This window comes from Kitasatospora sp. NPDC096147, assembly GCF_044763225.1.
GTDB lineage: Bacteria > Actinomycetota > Actinomycetes > Streptomycetales > Streptomycetaceae > Kitasatospora.
This window is the reverse complement of the sequence record NZ_JBIWFX010000001.1, coordinates 872,283-887,263: the sequence shown is the minus strand read 5'-3', so window position 1 is coordinate 887,263 and position 14,981 is coordinate 872,283. Positions and strand designations below refer to the sequence as shown.

Here is a 14,981-nt window from a genome sequence, read left to right as displayed (position 1 = left end):
AGAGGGGGAGCACCCACGTCGATACTGCGTTCACGGGTCTCACCTCCTGGCGTGCGGTCACGGTGATCAGCACAGTAGCAAGCGACCGGGGCCCGGCCCAACCGGATTTCCGGGCGGAGTGGCCGAACGGCGTCAGAGCGCGGGGATCCGGTCGGGCACCAGGCCGGCCTGGCGGAGCAGGCCGTAGAGGTCGGTCTCGCCCCAGAACTCGACGATCCGGCCGCCTCGGAGCCGGTACGACTTGAGCCCGGTCATCGTGAGGTCCCGGCCGGTGCGGTCGTGGGTGTAGGTGAGGGTGAACGCCACGGTGACGCGGTCGCCGCTCGCGTGGAGGTCGTTCACCTGGACGCGGCAGCCGGAGAGGCCGGGAGTGAGGACGGCGGCGGTGGGGTGCTGCCGTCCTCGGCGGTGGAAGCCCGCTCCGTGGACGAGAACGTCTTCGGCCACCAACTCCTCCAGGTCCGCTACCCGTTTGGTCTCGAAGACCCGGAGGTAGCGGCGGACGATCTCGATGTTGGCTTCCTCGGTGCTGGGATCGCCGGGATGTTCGAGGTCCATGCGCGGCACGGTACCCGGCAGGGGCCCGGACTACGCGGCATCCGGGGGAGGAGGGAGGGGCGGGAGGAGGTCGAGGGGAACGGCCCGGCCGGTGCTCCGTGACCACGCCCGGTGCGGGCGGACCAGCGGGCGCGGGCCGGGGCCTATCGCCAGCCACTCGGCGAGCGGTACGACGCACTCGCCGAACGGATGGTCGATCGCCACCATCACGTCGCTCAAGTCAAGGGGTGGGTCCGGCAGTTCGGTGTCCGACATGGAGCCGACGCTAGCGCGGGCCGGGGCGGGTGGCCAGACCGGCACTGCGCGGCGATCGGCCGTCGAGACTCGGCCAAAAGCTCAAATTTCGCGCAAATCATCCCCGAACGTGACATCGGCCACAGCCGAACGGCATCCCCACCGGTCAGGATGTGCCGCTCGGTCAGGCGCGGCGACCACCCACACCGTCCGCTCCCCGGCCGGAAGGCCACCCTCCCCCTCACGAAGGCGACACGACTCCATGAGTGACCGCACGACCACTGCGGCAGTCGAACCAACCCCGGAACGGGGCCGGTTGGCCGCTTCGGCACACGTCGACGCGGGCGACGCCGGGTACCGGAAGGACCTGAAGTCGCGACACGTCAACATGATCGCGATCGGCGGGGCGATCGGCACCGGGCTGTTCCTGGGGGCCGGCGGGCGGATGGCGAACGCGGGGCCGTCGCTGTTCATCGCGTACGCCGTCTGCGGCGTCTTCGCCTTCCTGGTCGTGCGGGCGCTCGGCGAACTGGTGCTGTACCGGCCCTCGTCGGGGGCGTTCGTCTCGTACGCCCGCGAGTTCATGGGCGAGAAGGGGGCCTACACGGCGGGCTGGCTCTACTTCCTCAACTGGGCCACCACCGCCATCGCCGACATCACGGCCGCCGCGACCTACGCGCACTTCTGGGCGATGTTCAGCGACGTGCCGCAGTGGCTGCTGGCGCTGATCGCGCTCGCCGTCGTGCTGACGGCCAACCTGATCTCGGTCAAGTACTTCGGGGAGATGGAGTTCTGGTTCGCCATCGTCAAGGTGGCCGCGCTGGTGGCCTTCATGCTGGTCGGCATCTACCTGGTGGTCACCCAGCACCAGGTGGACGGCCACACCCCGGGGCTGGCGACCGTCACCGACAACGGCGGGCTGTTCCCGAGCGGGGTGATGCCGATGCTGCTCCTGCTCCAGGGCGTGGTCTTCGCCTACGCCTCGGTCGAGTTGTGCGGCGTCGCGGCGGGTGAGACCGAGAACCCGGAGAAGATCATGCCCAAGGCGATCAACTCCATCATGTGGCGGGTCGGCCTGTTCTACGTCGGCTCCGTGGTCCTGCTGGCGCTGCTCCTGCCGTACACCGCGTACTCGGCCGGCCAGAGCCCGTTCGTGACGGTCTTCGACAAGCTGGGCGTGCCGGGGGCCGCCGGGGTGATGAACCTGGTGGTGCTCACCGCCGCCCTCTCCAGCCTCAACTCCGGTCTGTACTCCACCGGTCGGATCCTGCGGTCGATGTCGGTGTCGGGCTCGGCGCCGAAGTTCACGGGCGTGATGAACAAGGGTGGTGTGCCGTACGGCGGCATCCTGCTGACCGCCGGCTTCGGCGTGCTGGGCGTGGTGCTGAACTACGTGATGCCCGGCGAGGCCTTCGAACTGGTCGTCAACTTCGCCTCGATCGGCATCCTCGGGACCTGGGCGATGATCATGATCTGCTCGCTGCTCTTCTGGCGCAGCGCCGGGCAGGGGCGGGTCGCCCGGCCGTCCTACCGGCTCCCGTGGGCGCCGTACACCCAGATCGTCACGCTCGGCTTCCTGGTCACGGTACTGGTGCTGATGTGGATGGACGGTGGCGTCGGCCGCACCACCGTGGCCTGCCTGCCCCTGGTCGCCGCCGCCTTGGCGGGCGGCTGGTACCTGGTCCGCCGCCGGGTCGCGGAGACGGCGAGGGCGCAGACGCAGGCGGCGGGACGTTCGCAGGACTGACCGTAGGGCCGAGCGGCCGGCCGCAGAGTCGGCCGCTCGGCCCTACGCGCTGTGGAGGAGCGACACCGCTGCGGTCGACGTCCGAGAACCGGTCGGACCGAGCCGGGCCGTGGAGCAGGAGGACGGGGCGGAGCAACGAACACACGGCGGCGACCGGCGGAAGGTCGGACGCGAGGGGGCAGTCGCCCGCGAGGGGGAGCAGTCGCCTGACAGGCCGTCGGACGGGACGCGGCGAAGCATCGTCTCCGAACGGGAAACCCCGTGGTCCCGACGGCGCCGAGAGGTCAGACTGCACCGGTGAACGCACTGACCAGGTCCCGTGGCCCGCTCCGCCTCGTACCGCCGGATCCGCGCAGCGAATCCGTCGTGCCCGATTTCGAGGACATGGAGGGACTGATCGCCGAGCTGGTCGTCCCCCAGGACGCGCCGATGGCCGTGATGAGCGCCCTGGGCACCAGCCGGGAGCTGCTCCGGTTCTCCTTCTACCGCTTCGAGTTCGCCACCGTGGCGATCACCCACGCGCTCGTCGCGCTGGAGCTCGCCCTGGCCGCTCCGCCGTCGGAGCAGACCGCCGGGGAGACGGCCGGACGCCCGGCGCTGGCGGAGCTGGTGCGGGACGCGGTGAAGTCGGGACGGCTGCCCGCGCCGTTGGCGGGCCCGCTCGCCTCCGCCCTGGCGTTGCCCGGCGAGCTCGTGCGGGGTGAGCGGACCAGTGCCGCATGCCACCCTGCCACCGCCGTCGGCAGGGTGCGGGCGGTCTTCGACGCGGTGGCCGCACTGGTGCGGCCTGCGGCGCGGCCGGGTGCGCCGGACGGCGGTCCGGCCGGAGACCCGTTGGTGCGGCTGTACGACGAGTTCCGGGCCATGCGGTTCCCGCTGGGTTTCCAAGGCGCCGGTGACCTGGCCGGGCTGGACTTGGTGGTGGTCGACCTCCTGGTGACGGGCCTGGTCTCCGGCACGCTGGACGGACCTCTGGACGCGGAGCGTCAGGGCGAGCTGTGGGAGGCGGTCGACGGCCTGGACAGGGTCATCCCCCTGATCCACGACCCTTACTGCAAGCTGTACTTCACCAGGTTGAGGAGACTGGGGACGGCCGCTGCCGAACGTCACGGCATCAAGGCGCTCGGCACACCGGGAGGGAGGACCGGCCACTCGGCCGAGCGGGCGGCCAGTGGCCCCGGAGCGTCCCTGGCGGCGGCGTTCCCCTCCGAGCTCGCCGCCGACGTCCGCGCCGTGCTCGCCCTCCTCCCGGCAGCGGAGCACCGGCCGGTGGAGTCCTTCGCCGTCCGGGTCGGTGACGAGGTGCTGGCGATTCCCGAGCGGTTGCACCATGCCGAACTGCCTACTGCCACAGTCGAGTTGCTGACACCCCGACAGCGGAAGGTGCTGCACTGCCTCTACACCCGGCACCACGACGGCCGGGTCCGGCAGCGCCATCTCGCACCGCTGCTCACCGCCACCGACCCCTGGGTGGTGCCGTACACCGTGCGGCTGCTCGGCGAGTACGTGCTGGAAATCCTGACCGATCTCCGGGACGGCTACCGGGAGTTGCTGGTGCCGGGTGCCCGGGGGCACGCGGTGTACGGGCAGTTCGTCCTCGACAACCCGGAGTTCTTCGCCCGCACCGAGCGCCGCCTGGTGAGCTACTGGAGCGAGTACCACCGCCACGCGTACCAGAGCTTCCAGGGCTACCCCGGCGGCACCGCGCTCGATCACCTGCGCGCCGCCGCCTCGGACCGTGCGGGCCGGCAGTGGCCGGACGCCACGCCCGGCCGCCGCACCCGGCTGCACGGCTACTGCTGAGCGCCCGGGCGGGAGTTGAGCCGAGCTGCCTGCCGCAGCAGGTGGTCCCGTTCGGCCAGGTTCGGCGCCAGGCGGGCGGCCTCCGCGTACAGCCGGGCGGCCGTGGACGGAGAGCCGTCCCGCTCGTGCAGGTACGCCGCCACGGCGGTGTGACGGGGTACGCCCCCGTCCACCACCGCGAGCGCGGCCAGCCCGGCACGCGGGCCGTCCGCCTCGCCGACCGCGACGGCCCGGTTCAACCGGACCACCGGACTGTCCGTGAGGCGCGCCAACTCGTCGTACCACTCGACGATCTGCACCCAGTCCGTCTCCCCGGCGGTCGGCGCGTCCGCGTGCAGCGCGGCGATCGCCGCCTGCGCCTGGTACTCGCCGAGCCGGTCCCGGGAGAGGGCCGACTGCAGCACCGCCACGCCCTCCGTGATCGCGGCGGTGTCCCACCGGCTGCGGTCCTGCTCCGCCAGCGGCACCAACGCGCCGTCCGGTCCGGTCCGGGCCGCCCGGCGGGCGTGGTGCAGCAGCATCAGCGCCAGCAGGCCGAGCACCTCCGGGTGGTCGATGGCGGACGCCAACTGCCGGGTGAGCCTGATGGCTTCGGCCGCCAGGTCGAGGTCACCGCCGTAGCCCTCGTTGAAGACCAGGTAGAGCACCCGCAGCACGGTGGCGACGTCGCCGGGGCGGTCGAGGCGGACGGTCGAGACGGTGCGTTTGGCCCGGCTGATCCGCTGGGCCATGGTGGCCTCGGGCACCAGGTAGGCCTGCGCGATCTGGCGGGTGGTCAGGCCGCCGACCGCGCGCAGCGTGAGCGCGACCGCCGAGGAGGACGTCAACGACGGGTGCGCGCACAGGAAGTAGAGCCACAGCGTGTCGTCCGCCGCCGGCACCGGCCCGGGCACCGGCTCCTCGTGCACCCGCTCCTCGCGGCGGCGGCGGGCACTCTCGGCCCGCGCACCGTCGAGGAACTTCCGCCAGGCGACCGTCACCAGCCACCCCTTCGGATCGCGCGGCACCCCGCCATCCGCCCGCGCGACCGCCGCCGCTTCCACCTCCCCTTCCCCATCCGATCCCGCCACCGCCGCAGGCTGCGGCCAGAGCCGGACGGCCTCCAGCAGCGCCTCCTGCACCGCGTCCTCGGCCGCCGTGAAGTCGGCACCCCGGCGGACGAGGGCCGCCAGCACGCCCGGCGTGAGGCTGCGCAGCAGCTCCTCGTCCACCGGCCGGGTCACCCCGCGGTCCCGTGGCACTCCAGGTCGGCGGGCGGCTGGGACATGAACGGCCGCAGCTCCAGCCACTCGTGGATCGGCTTCCCGTCCTTGCCCGGTGCCGCCGACAGCTCCCCGGCCAGCTCCAGGGCCCGGTCGTAGCTGTCCACGTCGATCACCATCCACCCGGCGATCAGGTCCTTGGTCTCGGCGAACGGCCCGTCCGTCACCGGCGGCCGGCCCTCCCCGTCGTAGCGCACCCAGGTGCCCTCAGGCGCGAGCGCCTGACCGTCCACGTACTCGCCGGTCTGCTCCAGCTTGGCGGCGAAGTCCCGCATGTACTGGATGTGCGCGGTGATCTCCTCCGGCGTCCAGTGCTCCATCGCCACGTCGTTGGCGGGGGCCGGGGCGCCCCGGTAGTGCTTCAGCAGCAGGTACTTCGCCATGATGGTCTCTCCTAGCTCCGGTGCGGCGGGGCCCATTCTGGCCTCGCTCACCCCTGGGACGGAGCCGGACACGGCTTCTCGACATCCCGGCCGGAAAATTCTTCCGGCGGGGACGGACGGCTCGGGACGGTCGGCTCGGGACGGTCGGTGCGCGGCGAGGAATCCCCGGGGCGACGCCCCGTCAGGCGGTGACCCCGAGGGTGTCGTCGAGCCAGTCGTAGATGCGGGCCTGGGTCAGCCGCATGGCGCCGGGGTGGCAGTGGGCGCCGGCGCCCTCCTCGGTGGTGAACCGCATCAGGGTCCGGGGGCAGGTGAGGTGGTCGTACAGCTGCTCGGGCTGGCCCTGGAAGAACATGTCCTCCTCGGCGTCGCAGACCAGGGTGGGGCACTGGATCCGCTCGGTCACGCCCCCGGCGAGGGTGTGGTCGAGGTAGGAGGCGTTGAAGGCCCGCGGGGTGTCCACGCCCATGACGTACATCCCGTGGTTGACCGCCCAGCGGGCTATCGGGTCCTGGGCCATGACCCGGTCCATCGCGGCGTCGAGCTCGGGGGCGGACTCCGCCCGGAGCAGCCGCTCGGCCTCCGCGCGGCTGCCGGGGATGTTCCGGACGGAGACCTGGCCGAGGTCGTAGAGGCCGTCGACGGCGATCAGCGCGGCCAGTCGGTGCTCGAAGGCTGCGGCCCGGGGCGCCAGGATGCCGCCCATGCTGATGCCCATCAGGGCGATCCGACTGCTGTCGACGTCCGGGAGGGCCTCGGCGAAGTCGACGACGGGGGTGATCACGTTCTCCCAGTCGGGCCGGAAGACCATGCCCTGGTGGTGACGGGGGCCGGGCATGCCGGGGCCGTCGAAGGCCAGCACGGTGTAGCCGCGCTCGACGCCGGCCATCGCGCCGAAGAAGTGCATCTCCTCGGCGGTGCCGTCGAAGCCGTTGTGCATGATCAGCGTCGGCCGCGGGGTGCCGGAGTCGTCCACGCGGTACAGGTAGCCGGGCAGGGTGGTGCCCTCGTACGGGATCTCCACCGGTTCGATCACGGGGCTGAAGAGTCCGGCCGCGGTCCGGAAGCAGGCCACGCTGCGGTCGTAGGCCTGGTCGTGGCGCGGGTCGCAGGGGTGGCCGTGCAGGAAGAACTCGGCCGAGCGGTAGTAGTTCGACGCCCGGAGGAAGCCGTCCCGGGCGCTCACCCGGTGGCCCGCCGCCAGTGCCTTCTCCGCCTCGCCGGAGACCCGGTCGGCGGTGGCCGTCCACTCGGTGTACCAGCTGCCGTAGTCGCCTTCGGTGATCCGCTCGGCGGTGGCCACGACCTCGCCGAAGTCGGCTCCGCCGTAAGCGATGTGACTCATCGAACGGAGGGTCTCGTACCAGAACTGGATGTTGCCCGGGAACAGCAGCTGCTTCATCGTCCGCACTCTCCTCGCGTCTCGCAAGCACGGATCTGTGCTTGCGGACAGGACTGTAGCCCCCCGGGCCCCACTAAGCAAACATCTGTGCTTACGATGGAGGGGTGACTCCGAATCAGCCGACCGCACGCGTCCGCAAGAGCCCCGAACAGGTCCGGGAGGCCGTCCACCAGGCGGTCATCGACCTGCTCTCCGACCCGGCGGGCGAGGACCTGAACATCCCCGCCATCGCGCACCGTGCCGGTGTCAACCACACCAGCCTGTACCGGCGTTGGGGCAGTCTCGACGCCCTGCTGGCCGACGTGGTCACCACCCGGCTGGAGCGGGACTCGCCGCTCGGCGACACCGGCAGCCTGCGCGGCGACCTGCTCGCCTGGGCCGGGGCCAGTGCCGCGAGCATCCGCACGCCCCAGGGCCGGGCCCTGGTGCGGGCCGTCATCCTCTCCATGCCGTCCAACGTCGAGGCCCGGGGGCAGGACGAGCGCACCGAGCACTTCCGGCGCCGGATGCACTCCATCGAGCAGATCCGCCGGCGGGCCACCGCACGGGGTGAGCACCCGCCGCCGCTGGAGCAGATCCTCGACCAGCTCGTCGCGCCGTTCTACCTGCGGGCGATCTTCGGCATCGACCTGCCGGCCACCGGCTACCCCGAGCTCCTGGTCGACCGCCTGCTCGGGCCCGGGGCCGAGCAGGGGCCCGCGACCGCCGGCTGACCGGCCGCCTCCGACGGCGGTCCGGCAGGGGCTGACCTGACCACCCCTGCCGGACCGGACGTTTCGTCAGATATCGGCCGGTCGGTGCCGCGCCAGCCACTCCGTGATGATCCGGTTGGTCTCCTCCGGCCGCTCCTGCTGGATCCAGTGGCCGCAGTCCAGGCTGACCACCTCGACCCCGGGGACGAACGCGGCCAGGTCCTCGGACCGCCGGACCGCGTCCCGGTCGCCGTAGATCATCAGGGCGGGCTGCCGGACGATCGGGTCCACGTCCGCCAGCAGGTGCCAGTTGCGGTCGAGGTTCCGGTACCAGTTGATGCTGCCGGTGAACCCCGACGACTCGAAGGCGGCGACCAGGACGGCCAGTTCGGCCTCGCTCATCAGCGGCTCGCCGCTCGGGGCCTCGGCCTCGGCGAGCTCGATCAGTGCCATGCCGGGCCCGGGTGCCGCCGGGGGTTCGTCCCGGCGGTAGAGGTTGCGCAGGAAGCGGGCGGTGTTCCGGTCGAACACGGCGTCCGCGACGCCGGGCCGCCGGTTGAAGTGGACGAAGTAGAAGTCGTCGCCGAGCACCTCCTCCATGGCCTCGATCCAGGGCTTCGCCCCGCGCGCCTGGTAGGGCAGGCTGAGGTTGACCACCCGATTGACCCGGTCGGGGTGCAGCAGGGCGAGGCCCCAGACGACCATGGCGCCCCAGTCGTGGCCGACGAAGGCGGCGTCCCGGTACCCGAAGTGGTCGAGCAGCGCGACCAGGTCGCCCGTCAGGTGCGCGAGGTCGTAGGCCGTGACTTCGGCCGGACGGGACGAGTTCCCGTAGCCCCGCTGGTTCGGGACGATGACGTGGTGGCCCGCGGCGACCAGGGCGGGCACCTGGTGGCGCCAGGAGAAGGCGTGCTCGGGCCATCCGTGGCAGAGCACGACGGGGTTCCCCGCGTTCTGGCGGCCCGCTTCGAAGACTTCCAGCTCGACGCCGTCGAGCCGGACGAGGGTGGGCTCGGGAAAACCTGCCGGGTGGGACATCGCGTTCGCTTCCTGGTCGGTCGGTGACGGTCAGCCGTGCCGGGACACCCGGCTGACCGGCCGTCAGCAGCGGCGGAGCGGGGCGCCGGCGAGGGCGTGCCGCCATCCTGCCGAGCGAAACAGGTCACCCCGTGACCGGTTTCCCTGGAAGTCTCGGCGACATGCGAACCGACCGGCTGGTGGCCGTCCTCCTCCTGCTCCAGCGCCGCGAGCGGGTGACCGCGGCGGAGGTCGCCCGTGAGCTGGAGGTCTCCGAGCGCACCGCCCGCCGCGACCTCGACGCGCTGGCCGCGGCCGGGGTGCCGATCTACTCCGTGCAGGGCCGGGGCGGCGGTTGGCGTCTGATCGGCGGCGCCCGCACCGACCTGTCCGGGCTGACGGCGGGTGAGGCCCGGGCGCTCTTCCTGGCGGCCGGCCCGGCCTCGGCCGAGGCACCGGCCGTGAAGGCGGCGCTGCGCAAGCTCGTCCACGCGCTGCCCGAGCCCTTCCGGCCGCAGGCCGAGGCGGCGGCGGCCTCGCTGGTCACCGAGCCGCACGGCTGGGGATCGACCAGCGCCGAGCCCCGGCCGCCCCGGCTCCTCGACGCACTCCAGGACGCGGTGATCCGGGGCGTCCAGGTACGGCTGGGCTACCTCGACGGCCGGGGCATCCGCACCGAGCGGACGGTCCACCCGCTCGGCATCGTTGCCAAGGGCCCGTGGTGGTACCTGGTGGCCGGCACCGAGGCCGGCCGGCGGACCTTCCGGATCGACCGGGTGTCCGCCGCCGAGCCGACCGACGACCCGGCGCACCGGCCCGAGGACTTCGACCTCGCCCGGAGCTGGCGCGAGATCGCCGACGAGGTCGACCGCCGGCGCCAGCCCCTGGAGGCCGAGGCGCTGTGCGGGCCCGAGGCGATCGGTCTGCTCCGGATGGCCTTCGGCCCCCGCCTGGAGGTCGGCGGCCCGCAGCCCGACGGGCGCGTCCGGGTGGCGGTCCGCGGCTACGACGAGCCCACGCTCGCCGGTGAACTCGCCGGACTGGTCGCCTGGTTGGAGGTCACCGACCCACCGGGCGTACGGGACCACCTGGCCGCCATCGGCACCGCCCTGGTCGAACGGTACCGCTGACCCCCGGCCGCGCTGACCGCCCGACGGTCTACCCGACGCGCCACCGTCGCTGCCCGTACCCGGCCCTGACGGGAAGTCGGTTGCGGCCGGGGTGCGGTTCGGTCAGGGTCGGGTCGGAGACCGCCGATGAGTCGGCCCCGGCGGCGGGGCAGGTGAGGCGGGTGGGACGGGTGTGTGGGGGGATGTGCCGGACGGACGCGGCGGCCACGGCGGCGGCGATCGCCTGGTTCCGGCGGGAGTGGCCGGGAGCGGGGGCGGCCGGGGCGGCCGGGGCGGGGCATCCCGCGTTGGCGGGCTGCGAGGACGCCGACTGGCCGAACGCCGGGGTGCCGGTCCTGCTCCGCAGCCTGCTCGACCAGGAGGCCGGCCCCGAGGCGGTGCGAGTGCTCGGCAACGCGCTGATGGCCAGCCCCCTCCACCTCGGCTGCGCCATGCCGACGGCCCTTCCGTTCCTGATCCGGCTCGCTGCGGATCCGACCGTTCCGGTGCGCTCCCGGATCATCGAACTCCTCGTCGTCGCAGTCGAGTTGTCGGAGCCTGTCGATCCGGCCGACAGTGCCGCGATCACGCTGTTGGGCAGCGAGGAGGCGCGCCCGGAGCGCGCTCGGTGCCGGGCGGCCCTCACGGCGCACGCGGACGCGCTGCGCGTGCTGCTGCGTGCGGGCGCCGTGCCGGACGAGGTGCTCGGGGCGGAGGACCGCGAGAGCCTGCGGAGGGCATGCGGTCGCTGAACGGCCGTCGGCCGCCCGCTCTCCGCCGGGAGGTCCGGGCGGACGGGCGGGTGGCCGACGGGACGGCGCGGTCAGAAGCCGAGCACCTCGCGGTCGAGCGGGTACTCGGCGCGGTGCGGGCCTTCGTAGGGGGAGGGGGTGATCGGGAGGACGCCGGTCGGTTGGATGCCGAGGTTGTCGTCCCAGAGGCGGGGCTCGACCTGGCCGAGGACGCTGAACTCGCGGAAGGTGAACGGCGGGCTGTCGGTCGGGAAGAACTCGGGCGTGGTCATCACCTGGAAGTGCAGGTGCGGGGTGGTGGAGTTGCCGCTGTTGCCGATCAGGCCGAGCTCCTGGCCGGGCTCGACGCAGTCGCCCTCCCGCACCCGGAGCGTGCCCGGCGCCAGGTGGCCGTAGAGCAGGTAGCGGCCCGGGCCGACCTCCAGGGTGACGTGGTTGCCGACGGTGTCGGCGATCGGCGGGATGGGCGGGGTGTGCGGCGGGGTGTTGTCCGGGATGCCGTCCTGGACCTCGACCACCTTGCCGCGCGCGGCCGCCAGCACCGGCTGACGGTAGCTCAGGTAGCTGTCCAGCCGGGCCGGGTCACCCGCCCAGGTCTGGCCCTGCTCGCCGACCCGGTACCAGTCGATCGCGAAGCGCTGCGGGACGTGGAAGCTGCCGTTGATCGGGGCGAAGCCGCGCCGGTGGTGGGTGTTGCCGCAGCACGCCTCGCTGGCGTACCAGGCGCCGGGCCCGACCGGCGCGGCCAGCTCCGGCGGCGCGGCCCGTCCGAGGGGGGTGGTCCATACCGTCTCCTCGAACGGGGAGGAGCCGCCGGGCGTCAGGATGGTGCCGGTGAAGTGGTGTTCGACGGCCTCGGGCGCGGGCTGCCCGTCGGGGAGGGTGAAGTCGAGCCAGATCACCCACTGCTGGGAGCCGAGCAGGACGGTCGGCATCGGCGGCGGGGGCGGCGGGGTGTAGGCGTCCGCCCCCGGCAGCGGGTCGCCGACCGGGTTGGCGGCCTCGGCCAGTGCCCGCCCGCTGAGCGAACCGATCACCTGGTGGGTGCGGGCGTCCTGGACGTCGACCTGGTCGAGCTGCACCCGGGCGTTGCTGGACAGCGCGTTGGTGGTGAGCAGTTCGTAGGACAGGTGGGCCCGGCCGTCGGTGGCCGGGAAGGGGGTGGGCTCGGTCATCACGGCCGCCGTCAGCGGGGTGAACTGCGTACCGGGCGGCAGGGCGCGCGGTGCCGCACCGGCGACCGGGCCGGCCGCCGCCAGCAGGACGGCCGAGGCGAGGGCGGCGGTGGCGAGGCCGTGCACGCGCAGCCTGCGGGTGGTGCGGGTGGTGGTGGGTGCTGCCATGGTGCTGCTCCGTTCTCAGCGGTCGGCCTGCTCCTGGAGCAGCGCCGCGATCCGGGTGACGTCGCCGACGGTCTCGATCAGGCCCTCGATGTCCGGGGCGGCGGCGCCGTTGACGCCCACGAAGAAGGTGTGCAGGCAGCCGTCCCGGGTCTCCAGGTAGCCGCCCAGGGTCTGCGCCCCGATGGCGAGTTGCTGGTTGACCCCGTCGAAGCCGGCCACCGTCCCGGGCTTGGCGAAGACCTTCCCCTTGGCAGCGCAGTCCGGGCAGAACGGCGCGAGGCTGCCGTCCACGCCGAGGATCGGCAGGGCGTGCCGGAAGCGGTCGGCCTCGGGGGTGCCGAGCCAGTACCGGAGCACCTGGTTGACCGCGAGCGGGGTGACCCGGTCGACGGGGTTGCCGCCCCGCCCGTCCAGCAGCTGCACCTGGACGGGGTCGACCCCGGCGTGCACCAGGAAGGAGCGCAGCACCGGGAAGCCGTCGTCGCAGGCATGGCCGCCGGCCGTGACCGCCATCAGGCAGATGCCGAGATTGGCGCCGAGGTTGTGACTGACCTTCAGGACCAGCCGGGCGTACTCCGCGTAGGGCGGCGAGACGTAGGCCGCGACCTGCGGCGCCCCGTCGTACGTGGCGGGCAGCGCGGCGGCCGGGTTGGGCCCGGTCGGCGGGGCGGCGACCGTGACGCCGGCCCGGGCAAGGGCCTCGATCAGCGCGGTGCGGCCGAAGGCGTTCGGGTCCTGGACCTGGGAGACCCGGAGCACCGGCGCGGCGTCGGCGGCGACGGTGCCGGCCAGGGTGATCCGGGTGCCGTCCGGCGAGGCGGTGACCTGGATGTCGGTCGGCCCGCCGGGCGCGACCGTCCGCACGGTCGAGGTCACCTGGTAGGGCGCGACCTGCGGACGCCAGGTCAGCCCGGCCGGCTGTCCGGGCTCGGTGGGCGTGGTGAGCAGGTCGATCAGGTTGTCGTTGACGATCAGCGGGGTGGGCGCCGGGTCGAGGTTGGACTCGGCGGTGAACAGGCGCGGGTCGATCACCACGTCGCCGCGCACCTCGGTGATGCCCGACTCCCGCACCTGAGCGGCGATCAGGTCGAGCCCGGCCAGCGGGTCCTCGGGGGTGAGGGTGGCCCCGGGGAGGTCGTTGGCGTAGGTGTGGTCGGTGTCGGTGAAGGAGACCGAGCCGTCCGGCGCGGTCCGGCCGCCCATGGTCAGGTCGCCCTGGGCGACCAGCGCGAGGTCACCGTCGAGGGCGGATCCGTCGCGGGTGCCGAGCGCGTGCACCGGCGTGGTGAAGCGGTGGTCGGTGCCGAGCGCGTGCCAGGTGCCCGAGACGCTGAACAGCTTGGCCACCGAGCCGGGGAGGAAGAACTGCTCCGGCGTCATCGCGTGGACGGTCCGCCCGTCGGCCGGGTCCATCTCCAGCAGGCCCCACTGGCCGTGCCGGTAGGCGGGCTTGTCCATGACGGCGGTGATCTCCGGGCCGAACCCGTCCCGGGGGTCCTGCGCGGGGGCGGCGGGCGCGGCGGCGGTCGCGGCGACGACGGCCAGCAGCGCCGCCCCCACCCGCACCGGGACGCGCGCCGGACGGCTCTTCGGTCTCATGCGTGCACCTAACGGCTCGTCGGCCGGCCCGTCCCTACGGGCCGAGTCCGCTCGCAGCCTAGGGAGCCGCCGCCCCGCCGCTCCCGCAGGCGGCACGCTCCGGCGCCCTGATCCCCACCGATCGGAGCAGCACCACGAGGCGACACGCCGTCAGGCCGGGCCGCCTCGTGGCCGACCCGGCCCGGGAACCTCGAACCTCGCCGGCCGTCCGGAACGAGGCCCGGAGGGAGGTCCAGCGCGAGGTCCGGAAGAAGGGCCCTCAGAGGTCGTAGACCACCGTGACCGGGGCGTGGTCGGACCAGCGCTCGGGGTGGGTGGCGGCGCGTTCGACCCGGGCGGAGGTGGCGCGGGCGGCCAGGCCCGGGGTGGCCATCTGGTAGTCGATGCGCCAGCCGGAGTCGTTGTCGAAGGCGCGGCCCCGGTAGGACCACCAGGTGTAGGGGCCGGGCTGGTCGGGGTGGAAGGTGCGGACCACGTCCACGTAGCCGACCTCGGTGAGCACCCGGGTGAGCCAGGCGCGCTCCTCGGGGAGGAAGCCGGCGCTCTTCTGGTTGGCCTTCCAGTTCTTGAGGTCGATCTCCTGGTGGGCGATGTTCCAGTCGCCGCAGACCACCACCTCGCGGCCTTCGGCCTCGGCGCGCTTGCGCAGCTCGGCGAGGTGGACGAGGAACTCCGCCATGAAGCGTTCCTTCTCGTCCTGCCGCTCGGTGCCGACTTCACCGGAGGGGAGGTAGAGGCTGGCCACCGTGACGCCGGGCAGGTCGATTTCGGCGTACCTGCCCGAATTGTCGAATTCATCCGAGCCGAAACCGATCGCCGTCCGGGTCGGCTCCTGCCGGGAGAGCACCGCCACGCCGGCCCGGCCCTTCGCGGCGGCGGGTGCCCAGACGGCGTGCCAGCCGGCCAACTCGCGCAGCTCGGCCGGGAGTTGGCCGTGCTCGGAGCGGACCTCCTGGAAGCAGATCACGTCCGCCTCGGTGGCGGTGAGCCACTCCAGCAGGCCCTTCTTGGCGGCGGCCCGAATGCCGTTCACGTTCGCGGTAGTCACAACAAGAGTCACCGGGGAAGGGTATCCGGCCG

Annotated in this window: 14 protein-coding genes; 5 read left to right on the top strand and 9 right to left on the bottom strand. The window is 73.1% G+C overall.

Going from position 1 to position 14,981, the window contains the following annotated elements; genetic code table 11:
* Nucleotides 1–132: 132 nt before the first annotated feature.
* Both ACIRBX_RS03775 and ACIRBX_RS03770 read right to left on the bottom strand, forming a co-directional pair.
* A complete protein-coding gene (locus tag ACIRBX_RS03775; protein WP_402293525.1) occupies nucleotides 133–558 on the bottom strand; it encodes an ester cyclase in 426 nt (141 codons plus the stop codon).
* 30 nt (nucleotides 559–588) lie between these two features.
* Complete coding sequence (locus ACIRBX_RS03770; RefSeq protein WP_402293524.1) at nucleotides 589–813, bottom strand: hypothetical protein; 225 nt, start codon at nucleotides 811–813, stop codon at nucleotides 589–591.
* 241 nt (nucleotides 814–1,054) lie between these two features.
* Between ACIRBX_RS03770 and ACIRBX_RS03765 the strand changes: the two genes are divergently transcribed.
* Nucleotides 1,055–2,539, top strand: a complete 1,485-nt coding sequence (locus ACIRBX_RS03765; RefSeq protein WP_402293523.1) for an amino acid permease — start codon at nucleotides 1,055–1,057, stop codon at nucleotides 2,537–2,539.
* A gap of 366 nt (nucleotides 2,540–2,905) precedes the next feature.
* Entirely contained in the window at nucleotides 2,906–4,342 is a 1,437-nt protein-coding gene (locus ACIRBX_RS03760) for a hypothetical protein (protein WP_402293522.1), read from the top strand.
* Here the strand turns inward: ACIRBX_RS03760 and ACIRBX_RS03755 are convergent.
* The 3 genes from ACIRBX_RS03755 to ACIRBX_RS03745 all read right to left on the bottom strand — a co-directional run bounded on the left by ACIRBX_RS03755 (nucleotide 4,333) and on the right by ACIRBX_RS03745 (nucleotide 7,389).
* Nucleotides 4,333–5,565 carry an RNA polymerase sigma factor gene (locus ACIRBX_RS03755; protein WP_402293521.1) on the bottom strand — a complete coding sequence of 411 codons (1,233 nt, stop codon included), beginning with the start codon at nucleotides 5,563–5,565 and terminating at the stop codon, nucleotides 4,333–4,335. The two genes, ACIRBX_RS03760 and ACIRBX_RS03755, sit on opposite strands and share 10 nt — an antisense overlap.
* Nucleotides 5,562–5,987: a YciI family protein gene (locus ACIRBX_RS03750; protein ID WP_402293520.1), complete on the bottom strand. Its 426-nt coding sequence runs from the start codon at nucleotides 5,985–5,987 to the stop codon at nucleotides 5,562–5,564. Before ACIRBX_RS03750 ends, ACIRBX_RS03755 begins: the two co-directional genes overlap by 4 nt.
* Before the next feature lie 181 nt (nucleotides 5,988–6,168).
* Nucleotides 6,169–7,389: an alpha/beta fold hydrolase gene (locus tag ACIRBX_RS03745; RefSeq protein WP_402293519.1), complete on the bottom strand. Its 1,221-nt coding sequence runs from the start codon at nucleotides 7,387–7,389 to the stop codon at nucleotides 6,169–6,171.
* A 104-nt stretch (nucleotides 7,390–7,493) separates the two neighbouring features.
* Between ACIRBX_RS03745 and ACIRBX_RS03740 the strand changes: the two genes are divergently transcribed.
* The gene (locus tag ACIRBX_RS03740; RefSeq protein ID WP_402293518.1) at nucleotides 7,494–8,102 is read left to right on the top strand and encodes a TetR/AcrR family transcriptional regulator; all 609 of its coding nucleotides are present in this window, start codon (nucleotides 7,494–7,496) and stop codon (nucleotides 8,100–8,102) included.
* A gap of 66 nt (nucleotides 8,103–8,168) precedes the next feature.
* Here ACIRBX_RS03740 and ACIRBX_RS03735 read toward each other — a convergent pair whose 3' ends face one another.
* Complete coding sequence (locus tag ACIRBX_RS03735) at nucleotides 8,169–9,119, bottom strand: alpha/beta fold hydrolase (protein WP_402293517.1); 951 nt, start codon at nucleotides 9,117–9,119, stop codon at nucleotides 8,169–8,171.
* 161 nt (nucleotides 9,120–9,280) lie between these two features.
* Between ACIRBX_RS03735 and ACIRBX_RS03730 the strand changes: the two genes are divergently transcribed.
* Nucleotides 9,281–10,228, top strand: coding sequence for a helix-turn-helix transcriptional regulator (locus ACIRBX_RS03730; RefSeq protein WP_402293516.1), 948 nt, complete (start codon nucleotides 9,281–9,283; stop codon nucleotides 10,226–10,228).
* Between the two features lie 182 nt (nucleotides 10,229–10,410).
* On the top strand, nucleotides 10,411–10,959 hold the full coding sequence (locus tag ACIRBX_RS03725; RefSeq protein ID WP_402293515.1) for a hypothetical protein: 549 nt from the start codon (nucleotides 10,411–10,413) through the stop codon (nucleotides 10,957–10,959).
* Nucleotides 10,960–11,030: 71 nt separating this feature from the next.
* Here ACIRBX_RS03725 and ACIRBX_RS03720 read toward each other — a convergent pair whose 3' ends face one another.
* The 3 genes from ACIRBX_RS03720 to ACIRBX_RS03710 all read right to left on the bottom strand — a co-directional run bounded on the left by ACIRBX_RS03720 (nucleotide 11,031) and on the right by ACIRBX_RS03710 (nucleotide 14,961).
* Nucleotides 11,031–12,302, bottom strand: coding sequence for a M23 family metallopeptidase (locus ACIRBX_RS03720; protein WP_402293514.1), 1,272 nt, complete (start codon nucleotides 12,300–12,302; stop codon nucleotides 11,031–11,033).
* A 15-nt stretch (nucleotides 12,303–12,317) separates the two neighbouring features.
* Nucleotides 12,318–13,901, bottom strand: a complete 1,584-nt coding sequence (gene dacB, locus ACIRBX_RS03715; RefSeq protein WP_402293513.1) for a D-alanyl-D-alanine carboxypeptidase/D-alanyl-D-alanine-endopeptidase — start codon at nucleotides 13,899–13,901, stop codon at nucleotides 12,318–12,320.
* Nucleotides 13,902–14,160: 259 nt separating this feature from the next.
* The gene (locus tag ACIRBX_RS03710) at nucleotides 14,161–14,961 is read right to left on the bottom strand and encodes an exodeoxyribonuclease III (protein ID WP_402293512.1); all 801 of its coding nucleotides are present in this window, start codon (nucleotides 14,959–14,961) and stop codon (nucleotides 14,161–14,163) included.
* Nucleotides 14,962–14,981: the final 20 nt, after the last annotated feature.